The 14,710-nt window shown below is 67.5% G+C and carries 13 protein-coding genes and 1 riboswitch; of the genes, 4 read left to right on the top strand and 9 right to left on the bottom strand.

Translation table 11 applies throughout. The features are described 5' to 3' along the window. Window positions 1-72: 72 nt before the first annotated feature. From A5678_RS07205 to fadD21, 3 genes are all read left to right on the top strand, one after another. The gene (locus tag A5678_RS07205; RefSeq protein WP_068040324.1) at window positions 73-1,668 is read left to right on the top strand and encodes a CdaR family transcriptional regulator; all 1,596 of its coding nucleotides are present in this window, start codon (window positions 73-75) and stop codon (window positions 1,666-1,668) included. Window positions 1,669-1,715: 47 nt separating this feature from the next. After that, window positions 1,716-1,858, top strand: a riboswitch (cobalamin riboswitch). Continuing rightward, a complete protein-coding gene (locus tag A5678_RS28300) occupies window positions 1,829-1,960 on the top strand; it encodes a hypothetical protein (RefSeq protein ID WP_368664889.1) in 132 nt (43 codons plus the stop codon). It overlaps the preceding riboswitch by 30 nt. A gap of 122 nt (window positions 1,961-2,082) precedes the next feature. Then, on the top strand, window positions 2,083-3,810 hold the full coding sequence (fadD21, locus tag A5678_RS07200) for a fatty-acid--AMP ligase FAAL21/FadD21 (RefSeq protein ID WP_068040475.1): 1,728 nt from the start codon (window positions 2,083-2,085) through the stop codon (window positions 3,808-3,810). Between the two features lie 26 nt (window positions 3,811-3,836). Here fadD21 and A5678_RS07195 read toward each other — a convergent pair whose 3' ends face one another. The 7 genes from A5678_RS07195 to fdxA all read right to left on the bottom strand — a co-directional run bounded on the left by A5678_RS07195 (window position 3,837) and on the right by fdxA (window position 10,766). Then, window positions 3,837-4,154, bottom strand: coding sequence for a hypothetical protein (locus tag A5678_RS07195; RefSeq protein WP_068040322.1), 318 nt, complete (start codon window positions 4,152-4,154; stop codon window positions 3,837-3,839). Further along, a complete protein-coding gene (sat, locus tag A5678_RS07190) occupies window positions 4,151-5,416 on the bottom strand; it encodes a sulfate adenylyltransferase (RefSeq protein ID WP_068040320.1) in 1,266 nt (421 codons plus the stop codon). Before sat ends, A5678_RS07195 begins: the two co-directional genes overlap by 4 nt. A gap of 1 nt (window position 5,417) precedes the next feature. Further along, window positions 5,418-6,110: an adenylyl-sulfate kinase gene (cysC, locus tag A5678_RS07185; RefSeq protein WP_068040318.1), complete on the bottom strand. Its 693-nt coding sequence runs from the start codon at window positions 6,108-6,110 to the stop codon at window positions 5,418-5,420. Window positions 6,111-6,328: 218 nt separating this feature from the next. Further along, on the bottom strand, window positions 6,329-6,529 hold the full coding sequence (locus A5678_RS27765) for an acyl carrier protein (protein ID WP_255396900.1): 201 nt from the start codon (window positions 6,527-6,529) through the stop codon (window positions 6,329-6,331). Between the two features lie 181 nt (window positions 6,530-6,710). Next, a complete protein-coding gene (locus A5678_RS07175) occupies window positions 6,711-9,083 on the bottom strand; it encodes an APC family permease (RefSeq protein ID WP_068040473.1) in 2,373 nt (790 codons plus the stop codon). 205 nt (window positions 9,084-9,288) lie between these two features. Next, complete coding sequence (gene dapC, locus A5678_RS07170; protein WP_068040472.1) at window positions 9,289-10,374, bottom strand: succinyldiaminopimelate transaminase; 1,086 nt, start codon at window positions 10,372-10,374, stop codon at window positions 9,289-9,291. Between the two features lie 65 nt (window positions 10,375-10,439). Beyond that, a complete protein-coding gene (gene fdxA / locus A5678_RS07165) occupies window positions 10,440-10,766 on the bottom strand; it encodes a ferredoxin (protein WP_055398945.1) in 327 nt (108 codons plus the stop codon). Window positions 10,767-11,143: 377 nt separating this feature from the next. Here fdxA and A5678_RS07160 point away from each other — a divergent pair, with 377 nt between their 5' ends. Continuing rightward, window positions 11,144-11,488, top strand: a complete 345-nt coding sequence (locus A5678_RS07160) for a hemophore-related protein (RefSeq protein ID WP_068040469.1) — start codon at window positions 11,144-11,146, stop codon at window positions 11,486-11,488. Here A5678_RS07160 and A5678_RS07155 read toward each other — a convergent pair. Next, window positions 11,482-12,228 (bottom strand): maleylpyruvate isomerase N-terminal domain-containing protein, encoded by a 747-nt coding sequence (locus tag A5678_RS07155; RefSeq protein ID WP_082945428.1) that lies wholly within the window; start codon window positions 12,226-12,228, stop codon window positions 11,482-11,484. The two genes, A5678_RS07160 and A5678_RS07155, sit on opposite strands and share 7 nt — an antisense overlap. A gap of 48 nt (window positions 12,229-12,276) precedes the next feature. Then, window positions 12,277-14,710 (bottom strand): bifunctional FO biosynthesis protein CofGH (locus A5678_RS07150; RefSeq protein WP_068040313.1); only part of this gene is annotated, 2,434 nt, incomplete at its 5' end.

Raw genomic sequence — 14,710 nt, 5'->3', positions numbered from 1 at the left:
ATCCTCGTCATGGAGGCCGCGGGAGTTAGCCGATCGAATAAGATCAGACGCGATGGGTAGTACGATCGGACAATGGCCGGTGTGGGGCTGGGCCAGCTGTTGCTCGCGCTGGACGCGACCCTGGTCCGCCTGGTGGAAGCGCCGCGGGGCCTCGACCTTCCGGTGGGCTCGGCGGCGCTGATCGACAGCGACGATGTGCGGCTCGGGCTGGCGGCGGCCGCGGGCTCGGCCGATGTGTTCTTCCTGCTGGGCGTGCCCGACGACGAGGCGCTGCGGTGGATGGCCAAGCAGACCCGCGAGCGCGTTCCGGTGGCGATCTTCGCCAAGGAGCCGTCGCCCGCGCTGGTGAGCGCGGCGGTCGGCGCGGGATCCGCGGTGGTCGCGGTCGAACCGCGGGCCCGCTGGGAGCGGCTCTACCAGCTGGTCAACCACGTGCTGGAGCATCACGGGGACCGCGCCGATGCGACCGAGGACTCGGGCACCGACCTGTTCGGCTTGGCACAGTCGCTGGCCGACCGCATCCACGGCATGGTCAGCATCGAAAACGCCCAATCGCACGTGCTGGCCTATTCGGCCTCCAACGACGAAGCCGACGAGCTGCGCCGCCTGTCCATCCTCGGCCGGGCCGGGCCGCCCGAACATCTCGAATGGATCGGCCAGTGGGGCATTTTCGATGCGCTGCGGGCGAGCGACGGGGTGGTACGGGTGGCAGAGCGTCCGGAGTTGGGCCTGCGTCCGCGCCTGGCGGTCGGGATTCACCAGGCCGAGCTCGACGCGCGGCGACCGCCGGTGTTCGCCGGCACCATCTGGGTGCAGCAGGGCACACAACCGCTGGCCGCCGACGCCGAGGAGATGTTGCGTGGCGCGGCCGTACTGGCCGGGCGCATCATGGCGCGGCTGGCGGCCCGTCCGTCCACGCACGCGCGGCGGGTGCAACAGCTGCTTGGCCTCATCGACGGCGAGCCCGACGTGGCCGCCGTCGCACGCCAACTGGGCCTCGCCGTCGACGCCGACGCGGCGCTGGTCGGCTGGGACACCTTGGACACCGCGGGAGACAGCGCGTCCCGTCCGGCGCGACTGACCGATGTAATGGCGCTGAGCGCCACCGCTTTTCGGCGGGACGCCCAGCTCGCCTCCCGCGGATCGCGCATCTATGTGCTGCTGCCCCAGACCCAAAACCGCTCGGTCACCTCGTGGGTGCGCGGCACCATCGCGGCGATGCGCACCGAACTCGGGGTGCAGCTGCGGGCCGCCGTCGCCGCCCCCGTCGCCGGCCTCACCGGACTCGCCGCGGCCCGCAGCGAGCTGGACCGCGTGCTGGACAGCGCTGCGCGCCATCCTATTTCGATCGGGCAAGTGACGTCGCTGGCCGAGGCGCGCACCACTGTCCTGCTCGACGAGATCCTCGATTTGGTTGGACGCGAGGAGCGATCGGTCGATCCGCGGATCGTCGACCTGCGCTCCCGGGAGCCGGTGCTGGCCGAAACCCTGCGGGTCTATCTGGACAGCTTCGGCGACGTCGCCGCCGCCGCGCTGTCGCTACACGTTCACCCCAACACGGTTCGCTACCGCATCCGGCGCATCGAGAAGTTGTTGTCGACGTCGTTGGCCGATCCCGAGGTGCGGCTGCTCTTTTCGCTCAGCCTGCGGGTCTTGGAGAGCCGGTGACACCGTCGACGGCGCGAGCTTCGGGTGATTTGCTGGCTTTTGGACACAACGGATGTAACAATGCCAGCCGTAAGGTGATGACGATGCAGGAAGCCGGTGCGAATCCGGCGCGGTCCCGCCACTGTCATCGGGGACAGCTTCGGCCAGGGGCGCGGAAGGCCTGGGATTCGCCGGAACCGCACCGGCGCGGTCCGCCACCAGACCGTCGGGATTGACCCGCGTCGCCGATGACGCGTTCGACGGGGGCACGCGCGCGCCGATGCTGCCCAGCTCATGGGAGCCCGAGCCCTGATCGGACTGCGCTGCAGCACCTTTCGTGCGGTCGCGCCGGACCGCCCCGAAATCCGCAACCGGCCGGAGCCGAAAATGAACGACCGCGATGCGGAACCGCCGCCAGGCGGTAACCTAACGGCCATGCCGAACGCGTCCGTGGTCTCGCTGCTGCGGGAACGCGCGGGCCTGCAGCCCGACGATGTGGCTTTCCGGTACACCGACTACGAGCACGATTGGGCCGGCGTCACCGAGGCGTTGACGTGGGCGCAGCTCTACCAGCGCACCCTGAACGTCGCGCACGAGGTCAAGCGGCATGGCGCCGTCGGCGACCGGGCCGTCATCCTCGCTCCCCAGGGCCTGGCCTACATCGCGGCATTCCTGGGGGCGATGCAGGCCGGGCTCATCGCGGTGCCGCTGTCGGTGCCGGCGGCCGGCTCACACGACGAACGGGTGAGCGCCGTCCTTGCCGACACCACGCCCACCGTCGTCCTGACCACGTCCGCGGTCGCCGGAACCGTCACCGAACACCTCCGGCAGCCGGGCCCGGCCGTCATCGAGGTCGACACCCTGGATTTGGACGACGCGAGCGCGCCGAGCATCCGGATCAGCGGTGCCCCCGACACGGCGTACCTGCAGTACACGTCGGGCTCGACCCGGCTGCCGGCCGGGGTGATGATCTCGCACCAGAATCTTCAGGTGAACTTCCAGCAGCTGATGCTCGACTTGTTCCCGGACTCGAATGGCATGGCGCCACCCGACACCACTATCGTGTCCTGGTTGCCCTTCTACCACGACATGGGCTTGATGCAAGGCGTCGTCATACCGATCCTGAGCGGTTACCGATGCGAGCTCACCAGCCCAGTCGCTTTCCTGCAGCGTCCGGCGAGGTGGATCCAAGCGCTGGCGAAACCCAGCCCCTGCTTCTCGGCGGGACCGAACTTCGCCTTGGAGCTCGCCCTCCGGAAGACAACCGACGCCGACATGGCCGGACTCGACCTTGGCAACGTGCTGGGCATCGTCAGCGGCGCCGAACGCATCCACCCCGCCACTCTGGATCGGTTCTGCAATCGATTCGCCCCGTACAACTTTCGCGATCACATGATGCGCCCGTCCTACGGTCTGGCGGAGGCGACCGTATATGTCGCCACCCGCAATGTGAGAGGTGCACCAGCAGTCGTTCACTTCGAACCCGAGAAGCTGTCGGAGGGCAGCGCAGAACGCTGCTCAGCTGGGTCCGGCGCACCGCTGCTCAGCTACGGCATGCCGAAGTCGCCGGCCGTCCGGATCGTGGACCCCGACACCGGCAGGGAATGCCAACCGGGAACGGTCGGCGAGATCTGGGTCCACGGTGAGAATGTCGCGGGTGGCTACTGGCAGAAGCCGGAGGAGACCGAGGGCACCTTCGGCGGTATTCTGGCCGACCCGTCGCCGGGCACGCCCGAAGGGCCATGGCTACGCACGGGCGACCTCGGCTTCGTCTCCGAGGGCGAGCTGTTCATCGTGGGCCGGATAAAGGATCTGTTGATCGTCTACGGGCGCAACCACTATCCCGAGGACATCGAGTCGACGGTCCAGGGGATCACCGGCGGCCGGGTTGCGGCGATCTCCGTCCCAGTAGACGAGACCGAAAAGCTGGTGACCATCGTCGAATTGAAGAAGCGCGACGATTCCGACGAGGAGGCGCTACACCGGCTCGCCGCCGTCAAAAACGATGTCACCGCAGCGATTTCGAGCGCGCACGGCCTCAATGTCGCCGATCTCGTCTTGGTGTCACCCGGGTCGATTCCCACCACGACGAGCGGCAAGATCCGACGGGCCGCCTGCGTCGAGCAGTACCGCCGCCAGCAGTTCACCCGGCTGGACGCCTGAGCGCGCGGCGGCCTCGCCACTTCCGGCTAGGGTTGCACTTCGGCGAGGAAGCGGTCCACCACGTCAGGACCGGTGGAGCGCAACGCGATGGACAGCTCCAACAGCCTGTCCTTGGCCTTCTTGGGGAGCAACTCGATGGATTTTGTGGTGGCGGAGTCGTATTTTGCCCCCGGGAAGCGTTGCAGCACAATGTCTTTCTGCGCCTCGGTGGTGTAGATCTCCAGGAGCTTCATACCGGCGAAGGCATCCTTCGCCGAGTCGGCCATTCCGGCGTTCGCCAGCGCCTCGAGCCGTTCCTCGTTGATCCACACGTTGACCTTGATCTTCTTCTCGCCACCGGTCATGAGGTGGCTTCCTCCAACTGGTTCAGCGTAAACACCGGCAGCCTGTCCTTCAGGTAGTCCTCGGTGACGAACGGTGAGCCCTGGCCGTATTTGGCCGCGGACTCCAAGACCACCTCGAACACCTCGTGGCGCATGACCTGCTGGGTAGGCTTCACCTCGTCGGTGAGGATGCTCCTGATCAGGCTGCCGCTGAAGCTTTGCGCCTGGGAGTCGTGACCGCACAGCGCGGAGTTGGTCACCTCCCGGCATTCGGGGCAGTACCAGTTCTCCCGCAGGAACACCGGTTTGATGCCCAGCTCCGACCGGTATTGCTGAAGCAGGTTCTGCGAGTCGTACGGATGGTAGAAGTCGCCGACGCCGGCGTGGTCGCGCCCGAACATATGGTGCGTGCAGCCGAGATTGGTCCGCAGGATCGCGTGGAAGATCGCCTCGCGGGGCCCCGCGTACCGCATGTCCCAGAGCGTGAAGGTCACCTTGTGGACGTCCTCGCGGAAGTAGCCGCTCTTCCTCAGCTCGTCCTGCGCCAGCAGGATCGCCTCGTCGATGTAGTCCCCCACCCGCTTCTGCCCGATGATGGCGTTGACGAGCACGCCGGTGTTGAGGTTATCGACGGGCATGTCTTCGTTGGCCGCCAACCACGCCTGCTTCATCAGCGCCTCGTGGCCGGTGTGCGGGACGTTGCGGGTCTGGTGTGCGACGACGTGCTTCCAATCCTTCTCTGCGAGCGCGTCGTGGTGCTGCCTCGGCGTGAGCCAGAAGCTTTTGAAGGGCTCGTTGAACACCGGTTCGTTGATGAGCGTGACGTCGCCGGCGACGAACCGGTTCGCGTACGCGAGCGTCTTCTTCACGCCCGGGTGCCTGGGATCGGATGTGCCGTAGGTCTTCTCGGCGAAGCGCTGCAGGTCGTACTCGTAGATCTCGGTGACGTCGAGGATCGCGATCGGTGCGTCGAGGTACTCCAGTACGACGCTGCCGCCCTCGTTTACCCCCAGCTCCTCGATGTCGTCGGAGGACAGGTCGAACACGATCGGGACGCTCCACAGCGTTCCGTCCGGGAGCCGCAATTTGTCCAGGGTTCCGTCCACCTCTTGCCGGCCCATGAAACCGGACAGCGGGGTGAAGAATCCGTAGGACAGGCTGATCACTTCGTGCGCGGTCGCCTTCGAAATGGGCACGCGGGGCAAGCCTTTGATCTGTCCGGCGGCGCCGTCCGTGGATACTCTTTCCACGATCGGTTTCCCGTTGTGACCGTGATAGTTCATCTCATGACCTCGCTTCGCGGTGTGTGTCGAACCCCCGTGCGGCACGGGCGGGAATGACGCCCTCCTTCTCGAGGTGAGCGACCACCTCCTCGGCCAGCGTGTCCGCATCCTTCGTGCCGCCCTCGAGCCGCAGTTCCGGGTTCAGCGGGGCCTCGTACGGATCGTCGATTCCGGTGAAGCCCCTGATCTCGCCGGCCCGCGCCTTCTTGTACAACCCTTTCGGATCACGCTGCTCGCAAACCTCGATCGGCGTGTCGATGAAGATCTCCAGGAAATCGCCGTCGGCGAGGGTGGCGCGAACCGCGTCGCGGTCATGCCGGTACGGGCTGATGAAGGCCGTCAGGGTGATGACCCCGGCATCGCAGAACAACTTCGCGACCGCCCCGAGGCGCCGGATGTTCTCCTCACGGTCCTCGGCGGAAAACCCCAGGCCGAACCGCTTCGCGAACTCGACACCGTGCCGCTCTTCGAGGAGAGTCGGGCCGGCGTTGAGCCCGTGGCGAACGTTGTCGCCGTCCAGCAGGTAGCTCCGCACGCCGCGCTCGTGCAGCTTCTGCTCGACGATGTTCGCGATCGTGCTTTTGCCGCTGGCGCTCAGCCCGGTGAACCAGATGACGCAGCCCTTGTGGCCGTTGAGCCGTTCGCGCGCCTCGCGAGAGATCTGGTGGTCGTGCCAGGTGATGTTGTTGGACATCCTCAGCTCCTCGTCGGGATTGCACGCGTCACCTCCTACGCGGCCCGTGGTCCTCTCAACCGGCGCTCCGGCGCGCTCATTCCTGACAACCCCCGTGCGCGGCATCGCCTGCGAGTAAAACCGGACTTCAGCAAGTCTACAAGCCAAGATGGTCAGTTTAGGACGGTTTTCGGGGTCGGGGTGCGGCACTCGCCTTTCCGGGGTAGGCATCCGCTTCATCAGGACGCTGACGCAGCCGCTTCCGAAGCGGCCAGCTCGTCGCACAGATGCTCCGCCAGATCACGAACCGTGGTGATCTTGGTGGGGCTGATGCGCACACCCGTTTCGGTCTCGATGCGGGTTCGCAGCTCGAGATTACCGAGCGAATCCAATCCATAGTCTGACAACGGACGATCGGGATCGATTGTGCGCCGCAGCAATAGGCTGAGCTGACCGGACGGCAGCCGCCGAATCGCGGTGGGCCATTCCTCGCGGGGCAGCGCCCTCAGCTCGGCCAGGAATTTGCCCGTGTCCGGGTGCCGGACGAAACATCTTGTTTTCCAAGCGGATCGGGCCAACCGAGTGTGCCCGCGCGGGGGATGATCCCCGATCGGCCGGACGTTACGCTTCGCCGGTTTCGCCGGATTCGCCGGATTCGCCGGAGTCGACGGCCTTTGCGGGGTCCTCGATCACGTGATACGTCGGATCGATCATCGAGATGGGCCGGTTGCCGGTCTGGCGGGCCTTTCCGGTGATCCGCAATAGCTGGCCGGGCTGAATGTCCGCGCCTCCGTGTCCGGGACGGAAGGTGACCGTCATCTCCCCGCTGTTGTCCCCGACGACCACCTGCCGGAAGGTGCGCCCGCGGTCGGTGACGTCCTCGACTTGGTTGACCCGACCCTCGACGGTGGCTCGTTGCCCCGAGATCAGGCCGGCCACCAGGATGACCGAGGCCGGCCGCTCGGGGTGCTCGTAGGCGTCCACCTTCTCGTCCTCACCCTTGGACACCCACGCCTCGAGCTTGTCGATCTCCTGCGCGATCCGCTGCTCGAAGGTGTCGGGGTAGGCCTCCTTGATGCGCGATTCCACGTCGTAGGGCACGATCGTCGCCGCCGCATCGGGGATCAGGCTCACCGCGCGGGAGATCTTGTCCGCGGTGCGGTCATGCAGCAGCCTGCCCAGCAGCCGCGCGAACGTTCGCCGGGGCAGCAACACCGTCACGTTGGTGTGCGGTTGTTCTTCGCGCGCCTTGGCGACCAGCAGCTGCGCGGCGCGGCTGATCCGCCGGTCCGGGCAGTCCACCACCCGCAGCGGGGTGTCGAGATCGAAGTGATCCCAGCGCTTCCGCAGTTGGGCGGCGTGGGCCGGGTCGACCATGAAGTGCACCGCGGTCAGCTCGTCGGCTCGTAATCCCCTGCCGTAGCGCAACGCTTCGATCACCGCCAGGTCGACGGAGTCGACGAGGACGAACACCCGGTGCCGCGCATACTTCACCAACTCTGGACGGTCGGTGCGGAACATCTCGAGAATGGCTGCCTCGGCGCGGTATTCGCGGTTGAGCCGCATCAGCATGAACACCAGCAGTGGGAAGACGACGACCACCAGCCACGCGCCCTCGGTGAATTTCGCCACCGCGAAGATGCCCACCACGATCGTCGACAGGATCGCCGCGGACAGGTTGATCGCCAGGCGGTGCCGCCATCCCGGTTCCCGGTGCGTCAGATGGTGTTTGGTCATCCCGTAGCCGGCCATCGAGAAGCCGGTGAAGACGCCGATCGCATAGAACGGGACCAGCGCGCTGACCGACCCGCCGGTCACCACCAGCAACAGCACCGACAGCGCCGTCAGGGTGATGATGCCGTTCGAAAAGACCAGCCGGTGACCGCGTTTGGTGAGTTGGCGCGGCAGGAAGCGGTCCTCGGCGACGAAGCTGGCCAGCGCCGGGAATCCGTTGAAACTGGTGTTCGCACCGGTGAACAAGATGGCGGCGGTCGCGGCCTGAACCAGGATGTAGAAGACGTCGCCGATCACGCCGTTGCCGAAGACGGCACGGCCGATCTGCGACAGCACCGAGGGGTATTCGGTGAGATACGGCGTGGCGTGGGTGACGTGCGCCAGGTAGGCGACGCCGGCCAGCAGGAGGCCGAGGATGGTGGCCATGGCGGTGAGCACGCGGCGCGCGTTGCGGCCCTGCGGCTTTCGAAAGTAATCCACCGTGTTGGAGATGGCCTCGACCCCCGTCAGCGACGAGCCTCCGTTGGCGAACGCCCGCAGCAAGACCAAAATTGTCGCGCCCAGCACCAACCCGTTGCCCTGGTGAACCGGTACCGTTCCGGCCAGGTGCGCGGGGTCGTAAATCGGCAGGTTCCCTGCGAATGCGCGGATCACGCCGACCACGATCGTCAGGCCGACCATGACGATGAAGGAATAGGTGGCAACGGCGAAGGGCAGTCCTGCTTCCTTCAGCCCGCGCAAGTTCGCGTAGCAGATCGCAACGACGACACCGACGGTGAGTTCGAGGCTGTACGGGCCGAGCGCGGGAACCGCCGACACCACCGCAACCGTCCCGGCCGCCGATTGCACCGCAACGGTGACGACGTAGTCGATCAGCAGCGCCGCGGCGGCGATTTGCGCGACCCGGGGCCCGAAGTTGTCCCGGGCGACGATGTAGGAGCCGCCCGCCCGCGTGTAGGCCATCACCACTTGCCGGTACGAGGCGGCCACCAGCACCAGGATGAGCAGGATGACACCGGTGATGGGAAGCAACAGCAGGAAGGCGGCCAGCCCTGCATGCGGCAGCAGTTCGATCAGGATCTGCTCGGGACCATAGGCGACGGACGACACCGCATCCGGCGAAAGCGCGCCCAGGGCAACCGAATTCGACAGCTTCTCGGAGGCGATGTCCTCAGTGATCAGCGGCTTTCCCAGGAACACCCGCTTGACGATGTCCCCGACCGAAAGGGGGATGCGCAGCTTGTCGGCCGAAGTCGTCACGACCACCGTCCTTACCCGAGGTTGAGCGGGCAAAACACCTTCGATGCATTGTGCACGCCGGCGGCCGCCATTTGTGGCGGCTGGTCGGTTTCGGCTAGGCGAGCCGCCTCCTCCTCGCGCCGCGAGGCGGCGCGCATCGTCACCGGGCTAGGCCAGATGGCCCGCCTCCTCCTCGCGCCGCGAGGCGGCGCGCATCGTCACCGGGCTAGGCGAGCCGCCGCACGGCGGCCGCGATCCGCTCGTCGGTCGCCGTCAACGCGACGCGCACGTGCTGCGCGCCGCGCGGGCCGTAGAAATGGCCGGGCGCCACCAGGATGCCGCGGTCGGCCAGCCAGGTGACGCTGTCCGCGCACGGCTCGCCGCGGGTCGCCCACAGATACAGGCCCGCCTCGGAATGGTCCACGGCAAATCCGGCCGAGCGCAGCGCCGGCAACAACGCTTCCCGCCGCCGTTCGTACCGTTCCCGCTGCGCTCGCTCGTGGACATCGTCGTCCAGGGCGGCGACCATGGCCGCCTGCACGGGCGTCGGCACCATCATCCCGGCGTGTTTGCGCACCGCCAGCAGCTCGGCCACCAGGTCCGGATCCCCGGCGACGAATCCGGCCCGGTAACCGGCCAGCGACGAGCTCTTCGACAGCGAGTGGATCGCGAGCAGCCCGCGGTGGTCGCCGTCGCAGACCGACGGATGCAGGATCGACAGCGGTTGGGTCTCCCAGCCCAGGCCCAGGTAACACTCGTCGGACGCCACCAAACTGCCCCGCTCGCGCGCCCAACCGACCACTTTGCGCAGGTGGTCTACGCCCAACACGCGCCCGGTCGGGTTGCTCGGCGAGTTGAGGTAGATCAGCGCCGGCGATTGCGGGCCCAACTGGGTCAACGAATCCGCCCGCAGCACCGTCGTTCCGGCCAGCCGCGCCCCGACGTCATAGGTCGGGTACGCCAGCTCTGGCACCACGATCAGGTCCGCGGACCCCAGCCCCAGCAGCGTCGGCAACCAGGCGATGAGCTCCTTGCTGCCGATCACCGGCAGCACGGCGGCCTCGGTCAGCCCGGTCACGCCGAAGCGGCGGGCCAGCGCGGCGACCGCCGCTTCACGCAATTGCGGGGTGCCGGCGGTGGCGGGATATCCGGACGAGGAACCGGCGGCGGCCAGCGCGTCGGATATCACCGGCGCCACCGGGTCGACGGGGGTGCCGACGGACAGGTCGACGATCCCGTCGGGATGGGAACCGGCCAGCGCTTTCGCGTCGGCCAGCGTGTCCCAGGGGAACTCCGGCAGGGACGCGGACACCCGCCCGCGTGGGGCGCGCTGCCTCACGCCGGGCCTATCCAGGGGCCAATCCAGCACCGGGCCGCTCAGTCGCCCTCGCCCTGGGGCGGCAGGTCCTTGACGACCTGGGGGTCGTTCTCGGTCATGCCGACCTTGGCGGCGCCGCCCGGCGACCCCAGCTCGGTGAAGAAGTCGGCGTTGATCTGCGTGTACTGGCTCCATTGCTCGGGCACGTCGTCTTCGTAGTAGATCGCTTCGACGGGGCAGACGGGCTCGCACGCTCCGCAGTCGACGCACTCGTCGGGATGGATGTACAGCATCCGTGCGCCCTCGTAGATGCAGTCGACCGGGCACTCCTCGATACATGCCTTGTCTTTGATGTCGACACAGGGCTCGGCGATCGTGTAGGTCACAGACGTTTCCTCCATGTACTACTTCGGTGGGCTGCTCTTCGGCTCGCGCCCTGTGCTTCCGGCCGCTCCAGGACAAAGCTTTCGGTTACTGATACTAGACGTTGCACATACACGTCAACCACTTGGCACGCCCGTTAAATTGACGATTTAAGACTGTCAGTCTCGAACGCCGCGGGCGGGGCCCTTTTCGCCGAGGGCGAACACGCTGTGCAGCGCGCTGACCTGCGAAAAGTCGCACTTCTGCGGTGCTCCGCGATATGCATTGCGTTGGAAGCATGCTCGCGACGCCTGGTAACCTCGACCGCAGGCGACAGCCGCTGGGCAAGTGTCGTCGCCGTGATAGCGGTGCATTAACTGGGGAAGGGTGTCCACACATGGTGAGGCTGTCGTTGACCAAATTGACCGTTGCGCTCGGGGGCGCGGCCGTGGCGTTGACCGCCGGGGCCGGAATCGCGTCCGCAAACCCGACGGACGCAATCATCAACACCACGTGCAACTACGGGCAGGTGATTGCGGCGCTCAACGCCACGGATCCCGCCGCCGCCACGAAGTTGAACAGCTCGCCGGTGGCGCAGTCCTACATCCGCAACTTCTTGGCCGCGCCGCCGCCCAAGCGGCAGGAGATGGCCCAGCAGATCCAGGCCATGCCGTCGGCGCAGAAGTACTACGACGACATCAACCAGGTCGCGGTCACCTGCAACAACTTCCACGCGGATCAGTAACCGCTGAGCAGGCCGCGCACGCGGCCCAGGGTTTCCGGTCCGACGCGGCTGCATATTCGCGATGGGTCTGCGGGCTTACGCCCCCAGAGCAGTAGCACGCGCGCGGCAGGGTCGGTCTCCAGGGTGGCTTGGCCCTCGGGTTCGCTGAGTCCGATGGCGGTGCGGTCCGCTTCAGCGCTGATCACGACGTCGTCGGTGCCGGCGGCCCGCAGCCTGGCCTCGATGCGCTCGCCGGGCCGCAATTGCTTGGCGCCCTTGGCCAGCAACGGCTTTCCGACCGCGATGACGCTGTGGGTGGTCATCCAGGGCTCGGCCAGCCGCGCCTGGGCCGCCACGTCATCGCCGCTGATGTCCCAGCCGTGCAGCACCAGCTCTTCGCGCATGTGTTCGGCGAACCAGGGCACCTTCATGGTGCGGCCCGTCCACGCGACGTCGGTGTCCTGGGACACCCCGTCGGCCGCTTCCGCGATCCGGTTGAGGGTGGCCATCCGGTCGAACAGCGCGTCCCACAGGTCGGCGTCGTTCAGAGCGCGCAGGGGCCCTTCGCGTTCCTCGAAGCCGCGCGTGCCGACGGGTTCGCCTTCCAGGTGAGCGGCCAGCACCCGGGCGATCTCCTCGGCGTTTCCGGCCTGATGGACGACGATGTCGCGCACCGTCCAGGCCTCGCACCAGGTGCCCGCGTCGGGCCGCCGCCGCTGCACCGCGGCCACGAACGGCCGCCACTGAAGGGAACCGGTCATCGTCGATCTGTCGGTTCACGGCGCGGGTATACCCGCCGCCCCCGGCTGTTAAGCGGCCCGCGGGGCGTACGTGGTGGTGCGTTGCCGCGCCGGGCGCCCGATCCCCTCGGCGATCGCGGTCAGCTCCTCGACGCTCTTGGCCGACCCGTGCTCCGAACCGGCCATCCGCGAGATGGTCTCCTCCATCAGCGTGCCGCCCAGGTCGTTGGCGCCGCCGTTGAGCATTACCTGTGTGCGCTCGACCCCGAGCTTGACCCAGCTGGTCTGAATCTGGGATATGCGGCCGTGCAGCATGATTCGCGCCAGGGCGTGTACGGCGCGGTTGTCGCGGTGGGTGGGCCCGGGCCGGGCCGCGCCCGCCAGGTACAACGGCGAACTCTGATGCACGAACGGCAACGGGACGAACTCGGTGAATCCGCCGGTGCGGTCCTGGATCCGGCGCAGCACGTTGAGGTGACCCACCCAGTGCCGCGGGCTGTCGACGTGCCCGTACATCATCGTCGACGACGACCGCAGCCCCACCTCGTGTGCGGTGGTCACGATGTCGATCCATTCCGACGTCGGCAGCTTGCCCTTGGTCAGCACCCAGCGCACTTCGTCGTCCAGGATCTCGGCCGCCGTGCCCGGGATGGTGTCCAGCCCGGCCTCGCGCAAACTGATCAGCCACTCGCGGACGCTCAGCCCGCTCTTGGTCACGCCGTTGGCGATCTCCATCGGCGAGAAGGCATGCACGTGCATGGACGGCACCCGCGCCTTGACGGCGCGGACCAGGTCGGCGTAGCCGGTGACCGGCAACTCCGGGTCGATCCCGCCCTGCATGCACACCTCGGTGGCCCCTTCGACGTGCGCCTCCCACGCGCGGTCGGCCACCTCTTCCGTGGACAACGAATACGCGTCGGCGTCGCCCTTGCGCTGCGCGAACGCGCAGAACCGGCACCCGGTGTAGCAGATGTTGGTGAAGTTGATGTTGCGGTTCACGACGAATGTCACGTCGTCGCCCACCGTGTCGCGGCGTAGCGAATTCGCCAGGGCGGCAACGGCTTCGAGTGCCGGTCCGTCGGCGGTCGCCAGCGCCAGGTATTCGCTGTCGGCGCAACCGGCGGGATCGCGCTCCGCGGCTCGCAGCGCGGCAAGCACATCGGTGTCTAGGCGTTCTGGCGCTTTCGCGCCTTGCGCGGCCAGCTCGTGCACCTGCGCGCGGATCGATTCCCAGTCGCCGAAGGCGCTGTCCAGATCGCTGCGGGCTTCAGTGGCGCGGCCCTCGGTGTCGATCGCGGCGTTGAGGTCGACCCGCCCGGCGGACGCGATGTCGTCGGGCTCCTGCCAGGGCAGCCCCACCGGATTGACGTCGCGAGCCAGGCCGGTCGCCGGGTCGGCCAGCGCCGTCACGTGTCCACGCACCCGCGGATCGATCCAGGCCGCCCCGGCTTGCACGTACTTGGGCTGGGCGGTAAGTCGCTGCACCAGTTCGTATCCGGCCTCGGCGGTGATGTCGGCCAACTCGTCGAGAGCGGGCCACGGCCGCTCGGGGTTGACGTGATCGGGTGTCAGCGGTGACACGCCGCCCCAGTCGTCGACCCCGGCGCCGACCAGCGCCAGGCACTCGTCGCGGGACACCAGGTTCGGCGGCGCCTGGATGCGCATGCCGGGACCGAGCACCAGCCGCGCGACCGCCACCGTCGCCAGGTAGTCGTCGATCCCCACGTCGGGGACGGCGGCCATGGCGGTGTGTTCCTTGGCCCGGAAGTTCTGCACAATCACCTCTTGGACGTGCCCGAACTCCTTGTGCGACTTGCGAATCGCGTGCAAGGTTTCGGCACGTTCGGTCAGCGTCTCGCCGATGCCGACCAGCAGGCCGGTGGTGAACGGAATGGACAACCGGCCCGCATCGGTGAGGGTGCGCAGCCGCACCGCGGGGTCTTTGTCCGGGCTGCCGTAGTGGGCAAGCCCTTTCGTCTCGAACAGTCGTCGCGACGTCGTCTCGAGCATCATGCCCATCGACGGCGCCACCGGCTTGAGCCGGGCCATCTCCGACCAACTCATCACGCCGGGGTTCAGGTGCGGCAGCAGCCCGGTCTCTTCGAGCACCCGGATCGCCATGGCCCGCACGTAGGACAGCGTGGAGTCGTAGCCGCGTTCGCCGAGCCACTGCCCCGCCTCCGGCCAGCGATCCTCGGGCCGGTCACCGAGGGTGAAAAGAGCTTCCTTGCAACCTAATTCGGCTCCGCGACGGGCGATGTCGAGGATCTCGTCGGGCTCGAGATACATGCCCGCGCCCTGTGCGCGCAGCTTGCCCGGCACGGTGACGAAGGTGCAGTAATGGCAGGTGTCGCGGCACAGGTGGGTGACCGGGATGAAGACCTTGCGCGAATAGGTGACGGGCAACCCGCCGCCGGGGCCGCGCCTGCCGGCCGAAGCCAAGCCCGCGTCGCGTACCCGCGCCGCGCTGGCGCACAGGTCCGCGAGGTCCTCACCGCGCGCG

Origin of the sequence: Mycobacterium sp. E2733, from assembly GCF_001667585.1 — a bacterium.
Taxonomy (GTDB): domain Bacteria; phylum Actinomycetota; class Actinomycetes; order Mycobacteriales; family Mycobacteriaceae; genus Mycobacterium.
The sequence above is the reverse complement of the archived record's forward strand: the minus strand, read 5'-3'. Positions and strand labels throughout refer to the sequence as shown.